The sequence below is a fragment of the Lutibacter sp. B1 genome (genome assembly GCF_012524075.1).
Taxonomy (GTDB): Bacteria; Bacteroidota; Bacteroidia; order Flavobacteriales; family Flavobacteriaceae; genus Lutibacter.
Map to the genome: position 1 here is coordinate 1 of NZ_JAAZUI010000013.1, position 19,066 is coordinate 19,066.

Annotated in this window: 18 protein-coding genes, 2 tRNA genes and 1 pseudogene; 9 read left to right on the forward strand and 12 right to left on the reverse strand. The window is 28.8% G+C overall.

Annotation, left to right across the window (positions count from 1 at the left end; all coding sequences use genetic code 11):
- Window positions 1-262 precede the first annotated feature (262 nt).
- From HGB55_RS08860 to HGB55_RS08870, 3 genes are all read right to left on the reverse strand, one after another.
- Window positions 263-1,450 (reverse strand): tyrosine-type recombinase/integrase, encoded by a 1,188-nt coding sequence (locus HGB55_RS08860; protein ID WP_168816537.1) that lies wholly within the window; start codon window positions 1,448-1,450, stop codon window positions 263-265.
- Window positions 1,451-1,528: 78 nt separating this feature from the next.
- Window positions 1,529-1,613 (reverse strand) — tRNA-Leu (locus HGB55_RS08865).
- A gap of 52 nt (window positions 1,614-1,665) precedes the next feature.
- Window positions 1,666-1,738, reverse strand: a tRNA-Lys gene (locus tag HGB55_RS08870).
- A gap of 119 nt (window positions 1,739-1,857) precedes the next feature.
- Between HGB55_RS08870 and HGB55_RS08875 the strand changes: the two genes are divergently transcribed.
- Window positions 1,858-2,367: a shikimate kinase gene (locus HGB55_RS08875; RefSeq protein WP_168816538.1), complete on the forward strand. Its 510-nt coding sequence runs from the start codon at window positions 1,858-1,860 to the stop codon at window positions 2,365-2,367.
- On the opposite strand, the gene HGB55_RS08880 is transcribed toward HGB55_RS08875, so the two are convergent.
- The 3 genes from HGB55_RS08880 to HGB55_RS08890 are packed head-to-tail and all read right to left on the reverse strand — an operon-like array spanning window position 2,359 to window position 3,810.
- Window positions 2,359-2,856 (reverse strand): phosphoribosyltransferase family protein, encoded by a 498-nt coding sequence (locus tag HGB55_RS08880; RefSeq protein WP_168816539.1) that lies wholly within the window; start codon window positions 2,854-2,856, stop codon window positions 2,359-2,361. The genes HGB55_RS08875 and HGB55_RS08880 overlap by 9 nt on opposite strands.
- Before the next feature lie 5 nt (window positions 2,857-2,861).
- On the reverse strand, window positions 2,862-3,452 hold the full coding sequence (locus tag HGB55_RS08885) for an SAM-dependent methyltransferase (protein WP_168816540.1): 591 nt from the start codon (window positions 3,450-3,452) through the stop codon (window positions 2,862-2,864).
- A complete protein-coding gene (locus tag HGB55_RS08890; protein ID WP_168816541.1) occupies window positions 3,445-3,810 on the reverse strand; it encodes an RNA-binding S4 domain-containing protein in 366 nt (121 codons plus the stop codon). Before HGB55_RS08890 ends, HGB55_RS08885 begins: the two co-directional genes overlap by 8 nt.
- Before the next feature lie 78 nt (window positions 3,811-3,888).
- Here HGB55_RS08890 and HGB55_RS08895 point away from each other — a divergent pair, with 78 nt between their 5' ends.
- Window positions 3,889-4,716, forward strand: coding sequence for an FKBP-type peptidyl-prolyl cis-trans isomerase (locus HGB55_RS08895; protein ID WP_168816542.1), 828 nt, complete (start codon window positions 3,889-3,891; stop codon window positions 4,714-4,716).
- Window positions 4,717-4,933: 217 nt separating this feature from the next.
- Here HGB55_RS08895 and HGB55_RS08900 read toward each other — a convergent pair whose 3' ends face one another.
- From HGB55_RS08900 to smpB, 5 genes are read right to left on the reverse strand one after another with little or no spacing between them, the layout of a single operon-like run.
- Window positions 4,934-5,542: an outer membrane beta-barrel protein gene (locus tag HGB55_RS08900; protein ID WP_168816543.1), complete on the reverse strand. Its 609-nt coding sequence runs from the start codon at window positions 5,540-5,542 to the stop codon at window positions 4,934-4,936.
- A gap of 47 nt (window positions 5,543-5,589) precedes the next feature.
- Window positions 5,590-6,543, reverse strand: a complete 954-nt coding sequence (locus HGB55_RS08905; RefSeq protein WP_168816544.1) for a transketolase family protein — start codon at window positions 6,541-6,543, stop codon at window positions 5,590-5,592.
- A 51-nt stretch (window positions 6,544-6,594) separates the two neighbouring features.
- Window positions 6,595-7,176, reverse strand: coding sequence for a Maf-like protein (locus HGB55_RS08910; RefSeq protein ID WP_168816545.1), 582 nt, complete (start codon window positions 7,174-7,176; stop codon window positions 6,595-6,597).
- A 1-nt stretch (window position 7,177) separates the two neighbouring features.
- Window positions 7,178-8,086: a geranylgeranylglycerol-phosphate geranylgeranyltransferase gene (locus tag HGB55_RS08915; RefSeq protein ID WP_168816546.1), complete on the reverse strand. Its 909-nt coding sequence runs from the start codon at window positions 8,084-8,086 to the stop codon at window positions 7,178-7,180.
- A 5-nt stretch (window positions 8,087-8,091) separates the two neighbouring features.
- Window positions 8,092-8,550, reverse strand: coding sequence for an SsrA-binding protein SmpB (gene smpB, locus HGB55_RS08920; RefSeq protein ID WP_168816547.1), 459 nt, complete (start codon window positions 8,548-8,550; stop codon window positions 8,092-8,094).
- 128 nt (window positions 8,551-8,678) lie between these two features.
- Between smpB and HGB55_RS08925 the strand changes: the two genes are divergently transcribed.
- Complete coding sequence (locus tag HGB55_RS08925) at window positions 8,679-9,797, forward strand: DEAD/DEAH box helicase (protein WP_168816548.1); 1,119 nt, start codon at window positions 8,679-8,681, stop codon at window positions 9,795-9,797.
- On the opposite strand, the gene HGB55_RS08930 is transcribed toward HGB55_RS08925, so the two are convergent.
- Window positions 9,794-12,388 (reverse strand): AsmA-like C-terminal region-containing protein, encoded by a 2,595-nt coding sequence (locus tag HGB55_RS08930; RefSeq protein ID WP_168816549.1) that lies wholly within the window; start codon window positions 12,386-12,388, stop codon window positions 9,794-9,796. The two genes, HGB55_RS08925 and HGB55_RS08930, sit on opposite strands and share 4 nt — an antisense overlap.
- 307 nt (window positions 12,389-12,695) lie before the next feature.
- On the opposite strand from HGB55_RS08930, the gene HGB55_RS08935 reads away from it, so the two are divergent.
- From HGB55_RS08935 to HGB55_RS08955, 6 genes and pseudogenes are all read left to right on the forward strand, one after another.
- The gene (locus HGB55_RS08935; RefSeq protein ID WP_168816550.1) at window positions 12,696-13,376 is read left to right on the forward strand and encodes a hypothetical protein; all 681 of its coding nucleotides are present in this window, start codon (window positions 12,696-12,698) and stop codon (window positions 13,374-13,376) included.
- A 161-nt stretch (window positions 13,377-13,537) separates the two neighbouring features.
- A pseudogene (locus HGB55_RS15655) lies at window positions 13,538-13,648 on the forward strand (VOC family protein); the annotation flags it as partial.
- Window positions 13,649-13,716: 68 nt separating this feature from the next.
- Window positions 13,717-14,604 (forward strand): carbon-nitrogen hydrolase, encoded by an 888-nt coding sequence (locus HGB55_RS08940; RefSeq protein WP_168816551.1) that lies wholly within the window; start codon window positions 13,717-13,719, stop codon window positions 14,602-14,604.
- A 5-nt stretch (window positions 14,605-14,609) separates the two neighbouring features.
- Window positions 14,610-15,650, forward strand: a complete 1,041-nt coding sequence (locus tag HGB55_RS08945; protein ID WP_168816552.1) for an agmatine/peptidylarginine deiminase — start codon at window positions 14,610-14,612, stop codon at window positions 15,648-15,650.
- A gap of 22 nt (window positions 15,651-15,672) precedes the next feature.
- Window positions 15,673-16,389 (forward strand): 3-ketoacyl-ACP reductase, encoded by a 717-nt coding sequence (locus HGB55_RS08950; protein ID WP_168816553.1) that lies wholly within the window; start codon window positions 15,673-15,675, stop codon window positions 16,387-16,389.
- Between the two features lie 210 nt (window positions 16,390-16,599).
- Window positions 16,600-19,038: a GH36-type glycosyl hydrolase domain-containing protein gene (locus HGB55_RS08955; RefSeq protein ID WP_168816554.1), complete on the forward strand. Its 2,439-nt coding sequence runs from the start codon at window positions 16,600-16,602 to the stop codon at window positions 19,036-19,038.
- Window positions 19,039-19,066: the final 28 nt, after the last annotated feature.

Sequence of the window (19,066 nt, forward strand, 5' to 3'; positions counted from 1 at the left end):
TCTGAAAATCACTTGACTATGTCATTATTTTCTGCTAACTTCGCCAAACTGTTATACGTTATCAACGTTTTGATAGTGAAACTCTCAACGATGTCAATCGTACAGTTTGAGTCGAAACTTCCATAAATGTCTCTTTCATTAGTATTTTAAAAATTGTACTTAATCCTATCTTTAATGAGTCCGAAAATGTCTATTTGGAACCCAAAAGGCTGATCATATTAAATACAACTTGTTATATCCTTTCAAATTTAACTATTTATTATTAAAAATTTCCGGATAAACGTAGATTTATATTATTTTTATTGGATTCAACTAAACTTTTCAATGCAATATCTAATGGACTTTCAATTTTCAATAAATCTTTTTTACTTACATGAGTATAAATCATTGTCGTTTCAGGTTTAGCATGCCCTAAGAGTTCTTGTATATACCTTAAATCTATTCCATTCTCTAATAAATGGGTCGCATAACTATGCCTTAAAGTATGTGGGGTAACTCTTTTAGTTATATTTGCCATTTGACACGATCTTTTTAAAAAACCTCTAACACTTTCTGCACTATATTTTTGTGAAGGAACTCCTTCAACAAAATAAACTTTTGGATTGTAGCTGTTTATATAATTTAGCATAAGAGGTATAAAGCTTTCTGCTAGTATAATATTTCTATCTCGCCGTCCTTTGCTGTTTTTAACAATAATTTGCCTTCTGTCTATATCAATATGTTTTAATTCTAAATTAAGGAGCTCACTTATACGTAAGCCGGCTGAGTATATCATTGCTAAAACAGCTCTGTGTTTTAAATTTTTTGTATAACGTAATAAGTCAATTATTTCTTCTTTTGAAAGTACTGTTGGCAAAATTTTACTTTTACTTGGACGTTTCAACTGAATTTCATCAATTTTACATTCCGGACAAAAAGCTTTAAATAGTTTTATGGCACTTATAAACTGCCTGTGTGTACTTATGCTGTATTTTCTCGGAATAAAAATATCTTCAATAAATTTTTCTACATGTCTGTTCGTTAAACTTATTAGAGGAATATCTTGTATATAATCAAAAAAATCGGCAATAAAAGTGTAATATGTTTTTATAGTACTTTCACTATAACATTTACCTTTTAAATATCGTACATAATCTCTTAATATTTCTTTATTTTCTTCAGAAATAACTCTATTCTTTCTCTCAGGTTTTATCTGTAATTCATACTGTAAAGAAGCGTCACTTTTAAATTTTACATCATTTTTTAATGTTTCTTTTATTAAAAGTATATTTTTTGAGGTAAAATCAGAATGCCATCCACGTAAAGTTTTACTCCAAACAAAACATTTCAATTGTTTTATTTTAGATTTAATTTCATAATTGAATGGAAAAGTTACAAGTAATCTAACTTGATTTTTGTGCACAACCTTTTGTAATAGGAGGATAGGTATTTTATTATGTATAATTTTCATAGCAATTCAAAAATACATAATTTATAATTATAAATTAAAATAATTTTGATAGAAAATATGATTTTTTGAAGTAAAAAGTGCGCGTGACTGGAGTCGAACCAGCACGTTCTAAGCGAACACAAGGCCCTCAACCTTGCGCGTCTACCAATTCCGCCACACGCGCATTAATTAGTATGTATAAACAAAAAAAGTTAAGCATTTAGCTCAACTTTTTGTGACCGGGCTGGGGCTCGAACCCAGGACCACCTCCTTAAAAGGGAGGTGCTCTACCAACTGAGCTACCAGGTCAAAATGCTTTTCGCATTTGCGAGTGCAAATATACCATCAAAAATTTAGAATACAAGTTTTTTTATGTAGTTTTTTAAACGATATTTGTTTTCAATTTATATAGCAATTAAATTTACTTTATGAGAATTGTATTACTGGGGTATATGGCTAGTGGGAAATCTGCTATAGGAAAAGCTTTAGCAAAAAAAAAGGATTTAAAAATTATTGATCTGGATAGTTATATTGAAGAAAGAGAACAAATGTCTATTTCTAATATATTTTCTGATAAAGGCGAAATCTATTTCAGAAAAAAAGAAGGAGAGTATCTTAATGAATTATTTGATTTATATGATAATTGCATTATTTCGGTGGGTGGAGGAACACCTTGTTACGGAAATAATATGGATAGTATCTCTAAAAATTCGACAGCAATTTATTTAAAAGCATCAATTGATACTATTTTTAACAGATTACTTAGAGGTGCAGCAAAAAGACCTCTAGTTGCTACTATAGGTACTGATAATTTAAAAGAATATATAGCTAAACATTTATTTGAGAGAAGTCCTTATTACGAAAGGGCACACAAAACAATTAAAGTTGATGATAAAAGTATTGATGAGAATGTTAATGCAATACTTCAACTACTCTAAAACAGCATAAGATTCATTTTCATTAAACAACACCGACACATGCTCGTGCATTGAGGTTGATAATGATAGTCCTTTAAAATCTGCTTTTACAGGATATTTTTTATGATTTCTATTTATTAAAACAGCCGTTTTAAATCTTTTTAAAGGTACTTCTAAAAAATGTTTAATACCATAAATTAATGTAGCTCCGGAATTTAAAACATCATCAACTAAAACAATAGATTTATTTTTATAGAGATTAGACTCTAAGTCTGTTGTAATAGGTTTTAACGGATTTTTTTTGTCAATAATTACTTCGCAGAGTACAATTTTTAAATTTGAAATATCATTTAAAAAATGTGCAATATTTTGAGCAAAAATAAACCCATTTCCATTAATACCGGCAATTATAATTTCTTTTTCATTATAATTATCTTCTAATATTTGATATGCAATTCTTCTTGTTTTATTATGAATTTGCTCGTTACTTAAAATTATTGAACTATCCATTTTGTTTATTTTTTCTCAAAGATAAAAAACAATTCTCTACCAAACCTAGGTTTAATTGAATTATAGCATTTTTCTAACGTTTTAATTTTAAATTTTTCTGAAAATAAATGAATATACTCATCAAAACTACCGCCAAATGGTGGCCCTTCTTCAGTTAATTCAAAATCGAATAATAAACCTACTAATCTCCCTTTTGGTTTAAGTAAGTTATACATTTTATCAACATAATTTTTTCTTTGGCTAGGGTGTAAAGCACAAAAAAATATATGTTCTATTATTAAATTATAAGTGTTTATATGTTCAAAAAAATCTTGATGTACTAAATGTTTTTCAGGAAATTCAGTTATTCGTTCTTTAAAATTAATCAATGGTTGCTCAACTACATCTAATACAATTACATTTTCGAACCCATTGTTAAAAAAATACTCAGCTTCATAAGCATTTCCGGCACCAGGTATAAGAATATCAATTTTTTTATTTTTTAAGTGATCAATATAATTTTTTATTGGGTTAGAAACATTACCAATATCCCAAACCGTTTTGTTTTGTTTATAGGTTGTCTCCCAATAGTATTTATCCAAGTTGGCTTTATTCATCTTGAAATTCATCTAAATCTCTTCTGTCTTTTTTAGTTGGCCTTCCGGTGCCTTTTTTGCGGTAATAATCTTTTGAATATTTCAAAAGCTCAAATTTTTTAAATTCTTCTGCGGGCGTTATATCTTTTCTGTATAAATCAACTAATTTGGCTCCAACACGACTTGTAGGTATATCCAACACTTCTATAACATAATTAATTTGATCTTTTCTAACAGTTATTTTTTCACCATTAAAAATTAGTTTGGATGGCTTAATAGTATCACCATTTATTTTAACATGACCCTTTTTACAAGCTTCAGTTGCAATATTTCTGGTTTTAAAATAGCGTATGCACCATAAATATTTATCTATTCTCATTTAATAAGTTAAAATTTTCTTATAATCTTTTAACAAAGATATTAAAATAGTATCTTGCGCGTCTAAAAATTTACATGAATGAAATTTAAAAATTTATATTTAATAGCTGTTTTAAGTTTACTGTTTATTGCTTGTGGCGGAGGCGGAGGTGATAAAGATAATTTTGATGCTGCTGAACAAGCTGTAATTGATAATACTGCATTAGTAGAATATTTACAAACACACTATTTAAATGAGGAAGATGATGGAATTTGGACTATAACCAACGGAGAAACTCCTTTAATGGAACAAGTTGAAGTACAGGATATTACTAAAGACGATATTTCATATAAATTATATTACTTAATCCAAAATGAGGGAGTTACTATTTCTCCAACAAGGGCAGATTCTGTTCTTGTAACTTATACCGGAACATTGTTAGATAGCACAGTTTTTGATGGTAGTTCAAATCTTATTTGGTGGTCTCTAACAAGCTTGATTGATGGGTGGAGTTATGGATTTACTAATTTTAAGGGAGGAAACAAAGTTGTAAATACTGACGAGTCTTTTTATTATGAAGATTATGGTAAAGGGATTTTGTTTATTCCATCAGGATTAGGATATGGTAATACAGCTTATACAAGTATACCACAAAATTCACCTCTAATATTCCAAATAACTTTACAAGATGTTAATAAATCTGATGATGACAATGATGGAATTTTATCTATTTTAGAAGATATAGATAATGATGGTAATGTAAAAAATGATGATACAGATGAAGACGGAATTGCTAATTATTTAGACGTAGATGATGATGGTGACGGTATTTATACCAAAGATGAAGATATTGATGGAGATGGAGACCCAACAAATGATGATACTGATGGTGATGGAATACCAAATTATTTAGATAAAGATAACTAATAAAAAAGCTCGCAAATTGCGAGCTTTTTTATTATAAATTTTTATGATTTCTCCACCCTGATTTAGATAGTCTATTTCCTTTCGTGTTATCTAAATTGGCAATATTTTAATTAATACAAAGCTGTCTACAATAATAATGGGTTAAATAAATAGACAATTATTTAAACTAAAAAAAGCCTGTTTGTAACAGGCTTTTTTTCAGTATATTGTAATATAATTAGTTCGAAAAACGGTAAGATAAACTTAAAATAAATTGTTCAGGTCTAGAATCAATTCTATATTCAGGAGTTTCTGTTATGTTTTTATTGATGAATGATGCTTCATTTTCACTAAAACCTCTTTCATATCGTGCATCAATTCCCAACCTACCTATCTCAACACCTACACCTAAATTAACACCAACAGTTAAATCGTTTTCTACTTCGTCATAATTAAAATTTTCAAATTCACTGTCTAATATATATTGGAAAGAAGGTCCAACAAAAGCACTTAATGGTCCAAATACTTTAAAACCAACTAAAACAGGAACGTCTAATTTAGAAATTTCTAAATCACCATTATTATATTCGCTTTTTGTTTTGGTATAAACCAATTCGGGGCGTAAGTATAACGGTCCTAAATTATATTTTCCATACACACCAACGTGAAAACCAGATTTACTGTCACCTTCATCATCAATTGCTTGTTTAGTGTCGTTAATAATTTCAGAATAATCACCATTGGAATTGTAGCTGATTCCTGCTTTAATACCATATTCACCTTGAGCTTTAGCAGCAAAAATTGTTGCAAATAAAGTAAATACTAATAATAGATTTCTTTTTTTCATAAATTTTTATTTAGAAGTTATAAATTTAAAACGTGGTAAATATAAAGTTATTTTCTATTTATTGCTTTCTCGGCAGCTTTTACAATAGCTTTATTGTTTAAACCGTACTTTTCCATAAGTTCTTCCGGTGTTCCAGATTCGCCAAAACTATCGTTCACCGCAACAAATTCTTGTGGTACAGGTTTATTTTGAACAAGTAATCTTGAAACGCTTTCACCTAAACCACCTAAAATATTGTGTTCTTCAGCAGTTACAATGCAACCTGTTTTAGCAATAGATTTTAAAATTGCTTCATCATCTAAAGGCTTTATGGTATGAATATTTATAACTTCAGCGCTAATTCCTTTAGCTTCAAGAGCTTCTGCTGCTTGTATGGCTTCCCATACTAAATGTCCGGTAGCAACTATAGTAACGTCTGTTCCTTCATTCAGCATTATAGCTTTGCCAATTTCAAATTTTTGGTTTTCAGGTGTAAAAATTGGTACTTTCGGACGACCAAATCGTAAATAAACCGGACCAACATGTTCTACAATTGCAATAGTAGCTGCTTTAGTTTGGTTGTAATCACACGTATTAATTACGGTCATGCCCGGTAGCATCTTCATTAAACCAATATCTTCTAAAATTTGATGAGTTGCTCCATCTTCACCTAAAGTTAAACCTGCATGTGAAGCGCATATCTTTACATTTTTACCTGAATAAGCGATAGATTGACGGATTTGATCGTAAACTCTTCCTGTAGAGAAGTTGGCGAAAGTTCCTGTGAAAGGTATTTTTCCTCCAATTGTTAGTCCGGCAGCAATACCCATCATATTGGCTTCAGCTATACCAATTTGAAAAAATCTGTCAGGATGATTTTCAATAAATTTTTCCATTTTTAGAGAACCTATTAAATCGGCACAAAGTGCTACTACATTTTCATTTGTTTCTCCTAATTCAGCTAATCCTGCACCAAAACCTGATCTGGTGTCTTGTTTTTCGGTATAAGTATATTTTTTCATTTGGGTTTTATTAAAAATCGATTCAAAAATAAGTATATATAATATAAAAAACTAAAATTTTATCAATTCATCATATAATTTATGAATAGGCAAGCCCATAACATTAAAGTAGCTGCCTTCAATTTTTGTAACACCTATAAAACCAAGCCATTCCTGTATTCCGTAAGCACCTGCTTTATCAAAAGGTTTATAATTTGTTACATAATATTCTATTTCATTTTTTGTGAAATTTTTAAAATAAACGTTTGTAACATCAAAAAAAGTTTTTTGATGTTTAGTGTTTTTAATACAAACTGATGAAATTACCTTATGACTTGTTCCCGACAAATTAGTTAGCATTTCAATAGCTTGTTTCTTGTTTTTAGGTTTTTCTAAAGCTTTATTGTTATGCCAAACTATAGTATCAGCTGTAATTAATAGTTCATTTTCGTTCAAATCATTTTCAAATGCATTTGCTTTCAGATTAGCTAAAAAGTTGGTTATTTCTTCTTCTTTTAAGTTTGAAGGATAATTTTCTTCAACATTTTTTAGTTTTATTAAAAAATCAATATCCATTCCTTTTAATAATTCTTGACGTCTTGGAGATGATGAAGCTAGTATGATTTGTTTGTTTTTTAATTTTTCTGAAAGCATATTACAATTTTAATGAAAGGATTACTAATGAATTTATGCCTAAAAACATGATAATTTTTAATAATGTACTTAATTTATTCAAATTTTTAGGCGTTTTTACATTAAGTAGTTTTATAGCTACATACAAAATTGGTAAAAAAGTACCTATAAGTAAATACAACATTGTAAATTTATATTCAAATGAATATTTTATGAGTATAAATAAAAGTAAACTTAACGGAAAAGCACAAATAACAGAAGCTAAATACCTTGTTCTTTTTCTTCCAACTAAAATAGGTAAAGTATTCATATTTAATGCATAATCACCATTTATATCTTCTATATCTTTAATAATTTCTCTAATAAGGTTTAGAAAAAAAGCAAAAAAAGATAAAAACCAAACCGAATATATTATCAGTTGCTGCGAGTGTGTTTTTATGCTGAAATCAATATCAAACCAAATTATAATAAGTATGCTTATTGCAATTAGAAATGACACAATAACATTACCAATTAAAGGTTTTGATTTAAAGTTTTTAGAATAATAGTAGAGTAGAAGCGAAGCACCAATAAAAAGGAATGAAAATGTTGGTTTTTGAATGTTTAAAGATAGATAAATTCCTAAAGCAATACCAATTGTATTAATTAATAAGTACAGTTTTTTACCTTTATCTACAGTTATTTTTTTTGAAATAATTACTTTCTCGGGTTTATTTATCAAATCAGTATTTACATCAAAAATATCATTGATAATATAGCCGGAAGCTGTAATTAGAATTATTGAAAATATCAGAATAAAAAATTGAAAAACAGTTAGGTTGTTAGAAATATTAAAAGATGAAAAAAAATAGAATTTAATTAGTAATTGAGTGTATAGAATTAACAGTAAATTTTTCCATCTAATCAATTTAAAAAATGCTGATAAATCCATTAATCTTAATTAAAATTCTTCTTAATTCTATCTAAATTAATTTTATTTTCCCTGTTTTTTATAGTATCTCTTTTATCGAATATTTTTTTTCCTTTACAAAGGGCAATTTCTAATTTGGCCCAACCTTTTTCTGTTAAAAATAAGCGGAGAGGTACAATGGTTAAACCAACATTTTGAACTTCTTTCTGTAATTTTTTTAATTCGCGCTTATTTAATAAAAGTTTACGCTCACTTTTTGGTTTGTGATTGTAGGAATTACCGTATAAATATTCTTCAATAAACATATTAATTACAAATAGTTCACCTTTTTCATTAAACTCACAAAAACTCTCTGTAATTCTGGCTTTACTTTCTCTAATAGATTTTATCTCGGTACCGGTTAGTTGAATACCTGCAATATATTTATCTAATATCTCGTATTCGAAACGAGCTTTTTTATTTTGTATGTTAATTTTCTTTTGCATAAATGTTTCGCAAAAATAATTATTTATACTGAATTTATGAATTATACGTCAATGTAAATATTTTTATTTGAGTTATTTAATAAAGCCTTATAAATAAGCGTACATTTGCATTTTTATAAATAGAAGGCATGTCAACATTTTTAGAACTGGGCGTTAGTAAACCATATATAAGCGCATTAAAAGAATTAGGAATTAAATTTCCAACCGATATTCAGGAAAAAACCATTCCTGTTTTATTGAATTCTAAAACAGATTTTATCGGTTTAGCACAAACCGGTACCGGTAAAACTGTAGCTTTTGGTATTCCGGCACTAAATTCTATTGATGCAACTAAGCCTGTTATACAAGCATTAATTTTAGCTCCAACCAGAGAATTAGCGCAACAAATAAAAAAACAACTGTTTAAATTTACCAAACACATTGAGAGTAAAATTTTTGTAGAAGGTGTTTACGGAGGTGAGAAAATTGAAAAACAAATTTATGCACTAAAAAGAACAACACATGTAGTTGTTGCCACGCCAGGCAGGTTAATTGATTTAATTGAAAGGGGAGAAATAAATTTAAAACATATTTCTACATTAATACTTGATGAGGCTGACGAAATGTTGAGTATGGGTTTTAAACAAGATTTAAACAGAATTTTAAAATATACAAAAGGAGAAAAAAACACATGGCTGTTTTCTGCCACCATGCCCGAAGAAATAAAAAAAATTATTAAAACTTATATGGCTTCTAACGCTGTGAAGGTTGAAGTAAATAAAAATGATTTGGTAAATGCCAATATTACGCATCAATTTATTAAAACAGAAGTAAAAGATAAAGTAAACCTTTTAATTAAGTTACTGGAAACAAGAGATTCTGATAGAGGTATAATTTTTTGCAGAACTAAAGCCGGAACCCAAAATTTAACTAAAACTTTAAAAGAAGAAGGATTCTCTGTAGAAGCTTTAGAAGGCGATATGCAACAAAGAGAAAGAGATAAAGTGATGCGTGCTTTTAAAAAAGGTACACTTCAAGTTTTAATTTCTACTGATGTTTCTGCCAGAGGTATAGATGTAAATAATCTAGGTTTTATTATCCATCATCAATTACCGGAAAAATTAGAATATTATACGCATAGAAGCGGAAGAACCGCCAGAGCTGGAAAAAGAGGATATTCTATAGCATTAATAATTCCAAGTGAGTTACAGCGAATACATGAAATTCAAAAAGAATTGAATATTAAATTTATAGAAATTACTTCTTAAGAGTTTTTACGAATTTCCCTTTTTTGTTTTCTGAGCTCCTTTTTGTTAGCCTTTCTAAGTTTTCTTTCGTTTTTATGGTCAGATTTATATTCGTTAAGTATATCCTTTTCCTTATATAATTTTTTATTAGTAAGGTGTAATGTGTATTTTAAATCGTTTTCTTCAGTACTTTTTACTTCAACAAAAACCTTTTTTCCTGCATTTATATATCCTTGTTTATCGGGTATATTTATAAGGTCTCTATTTTTTAAATTAGCCAATGGAATAGAAACCCAAATACTGGTATTGTTACCATAATCTAAATATCCTTCAACAAAAAGATCAAAAGCTGTTGATCTAATTTCCATTTGAGGGATTTCAATAGTATTGTTTTTAATATAAACAGTGTTAGAAATTGGAGCAAATCGAATATCTTCAAATCGTTCTTTCTTAAAAATTATATTTCCTATTTTTTGTAGTGGTTCAAAACCATTTATTTGTGCATTTTCAAGTGTAAAATTGAATTCTCCTTTTAACGATTTGTTATCCAATCCTGTAGCGTCATTTATTATACCTTTTAAGTTTGAATTAATGGTAATTTGGCCTTCTAATTTTTCTGTTTTTTGAAGTTCTGAAAGATTTAAATAATTAAAATCTCTCATTAATTTACCTAAATCTAATTTTTCTGTAGTAAAAGTTAAATTGAAAAAAGTTTCGTCTAATTTTGAAAGATCTATATAACCATTAAGATTAACTTTTCCTTTATCGTATGTAAATCCGGTATTTATTAAACGTATTTTATCTTCACCATCAAAATTGATTTTTGTTTTAAGTACTTTGGCAGAAAAATTATTGTACAAACACGAATCAATGGCTAAAAACAAGCTCGGATTAAATTTTGTGTAAATACCACTCAGTGTTTCTTTTAATGCTTTTACTGATTTATTTCCGGGTTTCTCTTTTTTTGTATCATTGTTAGATTTTTCAAGGGTTTCGAAAATTTTCATAAAATCATTCCAAATCATTTTTTCTGAATAAATATTTAATTCAGAAGAAACAATATCTTTCTGATTGCTGAATAATAATGATGTAAAATTATTCAGTTTCCCCGAAAAATTAATGTGTTCATCATTTTCAATAGGAATTTTAAGTGTTTTCAGATTTGCATTTTTGTTTGAAAGTTCAAGTTCTAAATTATCAATTGCTAAAGTTACATTTGTAGGTTTATAAAAAACATTACTGTTGCTTAGCTTTAAATTTGTATTTGTAGCCAATAAAACATCGTTTAATGATGTTATTGGTCCGTTATATTGTGTGTTTAAATTAAAAGTTCCATTCTTAAAAAAGAATGCTTCATTTTTAAATAATTCATTAAACTTTTCCGGATTTCCTTTAGCATTAAGAGCAAAATTTGCAGTTGTTTGATTTTCAAATGTTGATAAATTTGAGTTTTTAAGAGTAAAATCAATTTGATTGTAAGTTCCGTTTATAGAGTCGAAAGTAATTTTAAGGTTCTTTTTATTTTCTGAAAAAGCTCTTTCATCAGTATAAATTCTATTAACAAAATCACCTTTAAAAGAAAAATTATTAATTTGAATGCTGTCTTTTATTTTTAAGGTATTGTTTTGAGTATTAAATTTTATTTTAACCAAAGGGTTACTGCCATATGCAAAACTACCTTGTAACGTGGTATAAGTATAAAATGGCTTTTTAAGGTCAAAAGAGCGTAATTTCTTTTGAATATTTTGAGAAATAAGTTTTATGGTAGGTGTATATTTCGCTTTATTATTTTCAAGAACAAAAGAGAAAGTACCGGAATCTTTAGTATTTATATCTGCCTTAACTTTAAAAAGCTGTTCATCTATTTTAAGATTAAAAAAAGGTATCGTAACTGTATTTTTAGATGAATTTAACGTATAATTAAATGTTCCGTTTACATTGGCATTATTAAAAAAAGTTCCGTTAGCAAGGTTAAGTCCCATTTCATTCATCAAAATATCCATTTTAGCAGTTCCTGAAATAATGGAATCATTAAAAGAAATTTGTGTATTCAATTTGTTTATATAAGCGTTACTTCTTTTATTTTTTTTGAAGTTGAGAATAGCAGTTTTAAAATCTTTTATAGAAATTTTTACGTTATTTTTAGAAAGCAAGAACTGTTCTTTAAAAGGATTTTCTGTTGAAGTTGTTTTATTTTTTAATTGGAATACATTTAAATTGCTGTATCCGTTTGAAAGAAGCAAAGATGAAAACTCACCATTTTCGATAATAAACTTTTTAAATTGAATTTCTTTTTGCAGCAATTCTTTAACTGAAACCACACAGTTAATTTTCTCAGCTTTAAGTGTAGTGTACTTATGTTCAGTATACAGTGAATCTATCAGGATAATATTTTTCACTTTTATTGAAACTGACGGAAAATTATCAAGAGTATTTATAGAAACATCATCAAAAGAGATAGTTCCATAATAATTATCATTGTACGCTTTTTCCAGTCTGTTTAAAATATCTTCTTTATGATTGCTCAAGTAATATGTTACACTTGCATAAAACACAATTACTAAAATAAGTAGTGCTAAAAGTATTTTAAAGGTAATTTTTAGAGCTTTCAAAATAAGTTAATTCATTTAAATTAGTGGGTATACCTATACCTTATAAGTATGCTAAATTTTTTAACAGCTTGTTTTTTAATTAATAAATCTACAAATAATACAATAACTAATATTAAAGTTTTAATTATAAAATAATTAAATTCACCTAAAATCAATTAATTTACATAATAATTATTCGTAAAAATAGCAATTGTTATTTTTACCACAAACATAACTGTAATTTGAAAAAATAATGTGATATGATATATATCATTTCAAAAATATTTTCATTAGGTTAAATTTAAATGAATAATAAAATTTTGGCGTTATGAAAACTGTAGATAATAATAATTTTGGTAAAAAAGTTTTAAAAACAGTTCCATATTTACAACCTTATGTAAAGCATAGATTATATACTGCAGAAATTTTAGGTGTTATTCCAAAAAATATGTATAAAAGCAATGGAGTTATTGATGATGCTATTGTTCAGTTATATGAAGAATATAAAGGAGATTTTAATAAAGGAAGTTCATTAAAATTAGAACTATTTACTTTAGTGAGTAATCGTTTAGATGAAATTTTTAAAAAAGAAGAATTTCATAAAAAAACACTAAGCATAAGTGAAATATTAAATAATGAGCTAGAACAATTAGATGAAAAATTTGAAACAGATTTAGATTGGGATTTGCTAATGGTAGATGAATTAGATGATATTTCATACCACCAAGAAGATATGAAAACACCAATTCTTTTATATAATAATGCTGAAGAAAATATTATTAAATCTTTAGAAATATATAGCGAAAAAGATGGTTTAAATCAAAAAAACCGAATGATTTTGAATAAAATATATAGTTGGTTGCCTTTTGAAACTTCTAATTTAATAGACCTTTATGTTTTTGGAAACTTAAACTTTAACGAAATTGCCCAAATAAAAAAAGTAGATGTTAGAGATGTTGAAAGTGTAATTGTTAAAGTTCAAAAAAGTTTTAGAAAAAATTTAAATTAAAATTTCACTTCCGGTAATATTAATTAAAAGCTAAATTTCACTTTAAACAATTGTATATATCTTAAATATCTTATATTTAATGATGTAATCCTGGTTGGGATGAAAACGCCAATAATATTGAAACATTTACCGATATAAGAGAAATTTAAAATAAGTTAAAAAAGAAAGGTGTTAAGTTAGAGAATGAAGTAGATGAAACAACTACAGGTCCTGCAAGTTTTGTTATCTCAGACCCCGATGGAAATGTAATATTGATTGATCAACACGTATAATGCCATATTTATTTTTTTGGCTATTTGTTTTGTAAAAAAAGTTATTTTTACTGCCTAATTTATTACTAATGACAAACAAAAAATATAAAATAGCTGTTATACAACTTAACCTTAATAACAAACCTGAAAACAATTTAAAAAAATGTTTAAAATGGGTAAGAGAGGCTGCAAATAAAGGCGCTGAAGTAATTTCGTTACCCGAACTTTACAGTAGTCATTATTTCTGTCAGAGTGAAGATGTTGATAACTTTGCTTTCGCTGAACCTTTGTATAGTACATCATTTATAGCTTTTAGTAAATTGGCAAAAGAACTTGGAGTAGTTATTATAGTTCCTTTCTTCGAAAAAAGAATGGCCGGCATTTATCATAATAGTGCTTATATTATAGATACCGATGGAAGTGAAGCAGGTTTATACAGAAAAATGCACATACCGGACGATCCTCATTTTTATGAAAAATTCTATTTTACACCGGGAGATATTGGTTTTAAAACATTTCCAACAAAAAAAGGAAAAATTGGTACGCTTATTTGTTGGGATCAATGGTATCCTGAAGCTGCACGTTTAACAGCTTTACAAGGTGCTGAAGTATTATTTTATCCAACAGCAATTGGATGGCATCCTCAAGAAAAAGAGCAATATGGAGAAAATCAGCATGGTGCATGGATGAATGTTATGAAAGGACATGCGGTTGCCAATGGAGTTTATGTTGCTGCGGCAAACAGAATTGGATTGGAAAAATATATACCAAATACAGCAGGTATTCAGTTTTGGGGATCTTCATTTATTGCTGGACCACAAGGTGAAATTTTAGCACAAGCTTCGCATGATAAAGAAGAAATTTTAATTGCTGAAGTTGATTTAGATTTACAAGAAAACGTACGTCAAAATTGGCCTTTCTTTAGAGATAGAAGAATTGATGCCTTTGGCGACCTAACAAAAAGAGCGATAGACTAATAATTATGAAAACTACTAACAGAAGATTTCCTGCAGAATGGGAAAAGCAACAGGGTATTTTACTTTGTTTTCCTCATAATGGTAATGATTGGCCCGGAAAATATAAAGCAATACAATGGGCTTTTGTTGAGTATATAAAAAAAATAGCCTCTTTTGAGCAAGTATTTTTAGTGGTTGCCAATGAAAAATTAAAAGAAAAAGTAATCAGCATGCTTGATATGGCTCATGTAAATCTTAACAATGTATCATTCATCATTCAAAAAACAAACAGAAGCTGGATGCGAGATTCCGGCCCTATAATTGTTAAAAATGGAAATAACCTAGAAGCTCTCAATTTTAATTTTAATGGTTGGGCAAAGTATAAAAATTACAAATTAGATAAAGTTGTTCCATTAAAAGTGGCTAATTTTTTAAATATACCTTTAACTCAGGCTGTTTATAAAGGGAAGCCGGTTGTTTTAGAAGGAGGTGCTATTGATGTTAATGGAAAAGGTACACTAATAACTTCTGAAGAATGTTTATTGCATCCAACAATTCAAGTAAGAAATCAGGGATTTACAAAGCAAGATTATGAAGAAATATTTAAAGAATATTTAGGAATTACCAATGTTATTTGGGTTGGAAATGGAATTGAAGGTGATGATACGCATGGACATATTGATGATTTATGCCGATTTGTAAATGAAGACACTATTATAACAGTTGTTGAAGAAGATAAAAGCGATAGTAATTACAAAGCTTTACAGGAAAATTTAGACAGATTGAAGAAAGCGACGTTAGAGAATGGTAAATCTCCAAAAATAGTTACACTGCCAATGCCTAAACGTTTGGATTTTGATGAATTGAGAATTCCGGCAAGTTATGCTAATTTTTTAATTTTAAATAATTGTGTACTTGTACCTATGTTCAACGACTCTAATGACAGAATTGCTTTGAATATTATTGCAGATTGTTTTCCAAACAGAGAAGTTATTGGTATTAGTGCTATTGATTTAATATGGGGATTTGGAACTTTACATTGCTTAAGCCAACAAATACCGGAATAAATAAAACAAAAGAAATTTTAAAATGAAATCATTAAAAGGTAAAAATGCTCTAATAACAGGAGCCGGAAAAGGAATAGGAAAAGCAATAGCTATAGCTTTAGCTGAAGAAGGTGCTAACGTAGTACTTCTTGCACGTACTGAAAAAGACATAGAAGGTGTTGCTGAAGAAGCTCGAGCTTTAGGAGTAAATACTATGGCAACTGTTGCAGATGTATCAAATATAGAAGCAGTAAATGCTGCAGCTTCTAAAATACATGAAGCTATGGGTAACATTGATATTTTAATTAATAATGCAGGAATAGGAAGATTTGGTAAATTTATGGAACTTGAACCGGAAGAATGGGAACAGGTTATCAAAGTAAATCTTTTGGGAACTTATTATGTAACCCGAGCATTTCTTCCAAAAATGATAGAACAAAAATCCGGAGATATTATAAATGTATCTTCAACTGCAGGTATTAGAGGTGGAGCAGTTACAAGTGCTTATAGTGCTTCAAAATTTGCAGTGTTAGGATTAACTGAATCTTTAATGCAGGAAGTAAGAAAGCATAATATTAGAGTTACTGCTTTAACGCCAAGCACCGTTGCAACTGATATGGCGATAGAATTAAAACTAACAGACGGAAACCCTGAAAAAGTGATGCAAGTTGAAGATATTTCAGAGATAGTAATTTCATTATTAAAATTACCGGGAAGAGTGTTTATAAAAGATGTAAGTATTTGGTCTACAAATCCGTAATTTAAAATTTTAAATATAAAGTGTATAAAAAATCAGTCTATTTTAAATAAGACTGATTTTTTTATTTTAAAATATGTAATAAAAATCGAAAAAATATGCTATTAAAACTCATATATCTTTGATTTTATACTTAAATTTGGCGCAATTAATTTTTCAATAAAATCACCTTCTTAAATAAAAGCGAAAAAATAATTAATTAAAACACAAACTATGAGATTTGGACATTTTGACGATCAACAACGCGAATACGTCATAACAAACCCAAAAACACCTTACCCTTGGATCAATTATTTAGGAAATGAAGATTTTTTCTCATTAATTTCAAATACAGCAGGTGGTTATACTTTTTATAAAGACGCAAAATTTCGTCGATTAACTCGTTACAGATATAATAATGTTCCTACCGATGCAGGAGGTAGATATTTTTATATAAAAGATGGCGATACAGCATGGTCTCCAGGATGGAAACCTATGAAAACCCCATTAGACAAATACGAATGCAGGCATGGGATGAATTACACCACAATTGAAGGTGTAAAAGATGGCGTTTCTGCAAAAGTATTATTTTTTGTGCCACTTAAAACGTGGGCTGAAGTTCAAAAATTAACCCTAACTAACTATAGTGATAACGTAAAAAAACTTAAAGTTTTTTCATTTGCTGAATGGGCACTTTGGAATGCGGCAGCCGATATGGAAAATTTTCAGCGAAATTTTTCTACCGGAGAAGTTGAAATAGAAGATTCAGTAATTTATCACAAAACAGAATATAAAGAGCGTCGTAATCATTATGCGTATTATTCGGTTAATACTGATATACAAGGCTTTGATACTGACAGAGAATCCTTTTTTGGATTATACAATGGTTTTGATGAACCTCAGGTGGTAGAAAAAGGAGCACCATCTATGAGTGAAGCTCATGGTTGGTCACCAATTGCATCACATTATATTGAAATTGAATTGCAACCCGGAGAATCTAAAGATCTTGTTTTTGTTTTAGGTTATGTGGAAAATGAAGATGATGAAAAGTGGGAATCAAAAAATATAATCAATAAAACTAAAGCAAAAGCTACAATTCAAAAGTTTGATACAGTTGAAAAAGTAGATGCTGCTTTAGCAGAATTGCGTACCTATTGGGATAATTTATTAAGTGTTTATTCAGTAAAATCAAGTGAAGAAAAACTTGACAGAATGGTAAATATTTGGAATCAATACCAATGTATGATTACGTTCTGTTTTTCTCGTTCTGCTTCATTTTTTGAAAGTGGTATAGGTCGCGGAATGGGCTTTAGAGATTCAAACCAAGATTTAATAGGTTTTGTACATCAAATTCCTGAACGTGCTCGAGAACGTATTATCGATATTGCTTCAACACAATTTCCTGATGGAGGATGTTACCATCAATATCAGCCTTTAACCAAAAAAGGAAATAACGATATTGGAGGAGGATTTAATGATGATCCAATGTGGTTAATACTGGGAACCGTTAGTTACATTAAAGAATCGGGTGATTTTAGTATTCTTGATGAAATGGTGCCTTTTGATAATGATATGAGTATTGCTAAAACGTTATTCGGTCATTTAACTGTTTCGTTTGATCATGTTGTAAACAATTTAGGTCCTCACGGATTACCTTTAATTGGTAGAGCAGACTGGAATGACTGTTTAAACTTAAACTGTTTTTCAAACGATCCAAATGAGTCTTTTCAAACTACTGAAAATCAATCGGAAGGTACAAAAGCAGAATCATTAATGATAGCAGGACTTTTTGTGGTTTATGGAAAAGAATACGTTACGCTTTGTGAACGATTGGGTAATACCAAAGAAGCCAAAAGAGCTCAGGTACATGTTGATGAAATGGTTAGCGCCATTAAAAAACATGGTTGGGATGGTGAATGGTTTTTAAGAGCTTACGATTACTACGGAAATAAAATTGGAAGTGACGAAAATGAAGAGGGGAAAATATTTATAGAATCTAACGGATGGTGTACCATGGCCGGTATTGGAAAAGAAGAGGGCTTGGTTGAAAAGGCATTAGATTCTGTTAAAGAACGCTTAGATTGTGAATATGGAATTGTATTAAACAATCCTGCTTTTACAAAATATTATGTTGAATATGGTGAAATATCAACATATCCTCCAGGATATAAAGAAAATGCAGGTATATTCTGTCACAATAATCCTTGGATAATTATTGGAGAAACTGAAATTGGAAGAGGAGATCAGGCGTGGGAATATTTCAGAAAGATTTGTCCGTCTTATTTAGAAGATATCAGCGAGTTGCACAGAACAGAACCTTATGTTTATGCACAAATGATTGCCGGTAAAGATGCTTATAAACCCGGTGAAGCAAAAAACTCGTGGTTAACAGGTACTGCGTCTTGGAATTTTTACACAATTAGCCAATATATTTTAGGAATTCAACCGGATTATGATGGTTTAAAAATTGAACCTTGTATTCCAAAAGAATGGAAAGGCTATGAAATTACTCGTAAATTCCGTGGAGCTACATACAATATTAAAGTTGTTAATGAAAACCATGTAAATAAAGGAGTTTCTAAAGTAATTATTGATGGTAAAGAGCAAACTTCAAACATACTTCCAATTTTTGGAGATGGAAAAATCCATAATGTAGAAGTAATTTTAGGATAAAATAGCAAGTTAAACAGAAATAAAAAGA

Bases quoted from the DNA above. Each gene is read 5' to 3' on its own strand.
- HGB55_RS08925 (WP_168816548.1), top strand. From the start codon at position 8,679: ATGTCAACATTTTTAGAACTGGGCGTTAGTAAACCATATATAAGCGCA.
- HGB55_RS08885 (WP_168816540.1), bottom strand. From the start codon at position 3,452: ATGAATAAAGCCAACTTGGATAAATACTATTGGGAGACAACCTATAAA.
- HGB55_RS08955 (WP_168816554.1), top strand. From the start codon at position 16,600: ATGAGATTTGGACATTTTGACGATCAACAACGCGAATACGTCATAACA.
- HGB55_RS08890 (WP_168816541.1), bottom strand. From the start codon at position 3,810: ATGAGAATAGATAAATATTTATGGTGCATACGCTATTTTAAAACCAGA.
- HGB55_RS08895 (WP_168816542.1), top strand. From the start codon at position 3,889: ATGAAATTTAAAAATTTATATTTAATAGCTGTTTTAAGTTTACTGTTT.
- HGB55_RS08875 (WP_168816538.1), top strand. From the start codon at position 1,858: ATGAGAATTGTATTACTGGGGTATATGGCTAGTGGGAAATCTGCTATA.
- HGB55_RS08900 (WP_168816543.1), bottom strand. From the start codon at position 5,542: ATGAAAAAAAGAAATCTATTATTAGTATTTACTTTATTTGCAACAATT.
- HGB55_RS08935 (WP_168816550.1), top strand. From the start codon at position 12,696: ATGAAAACTGTAGATAATAATAATTTTGGTAAAAAAGTTTTAAAAACA.
- HGB55_RS08910 (WP_168816545.1), bottom strand. From the start codon at position 7,176: ATGCTTTCAGAAAAATTAAAAAACAAACAAATCATACTAGCTTCATCA.
- HGB55_RS08860 (WP_168816537.1), bottom strand. From the start codon at position 1,450: ATGAAAATTATACATAATAAAATACCTATCCTCCTATTACAAAAGGTT.
- HGB55_RS08950 (WP_168816553.1), top strand. From the start codon at position 15,673: ATGAAATCATTAAAAGGTAAAAATGCTCTAATAACAGGAGCCGGAAAA.
- HGB55_RS08945 (WP_168816552.1), top strand. From the start codon at position 14,610: ATGAAAACTACTAACAGAAGATTTCCTGCAGAATGGGAAAAGCAACAG.
- HGB55_RS08915 (WP_168816546.1), bottom strand. From the start codon at position 8,086: ATGGATTTATCAGCATTTTTTAAATTGATTAGATGGAAAAATTTACTG.
- HGB55_RS08940 (WP_168816551.1), top strand. From the start codon at position 13,717: ATGACAAACAAAAAATATAAAATAGCTGTTATACAACTTAACCTTAAT.
- smpB (WP_168816547.1), bottom strand. From the start codon at position 8,550: ATGCAAAAGAAAATTAACATACAAAATAAAAAAGCTCGTTTCGAATAC.
- HGB55_RS08905 (WP_168816544.1), bottom strand. From the start codon at position 6,543: ATGAAAAAATATACTTATACCGAAAAACAAGACACCAGATCAGGTTTT.
- HGB55_RS08880 (WP_168816539.1), bottom strand. From the start codon at position 2,856: ATGGATAGTTCAATAATTTTAAGTAACGAGCAAATTCATAATAAAACA.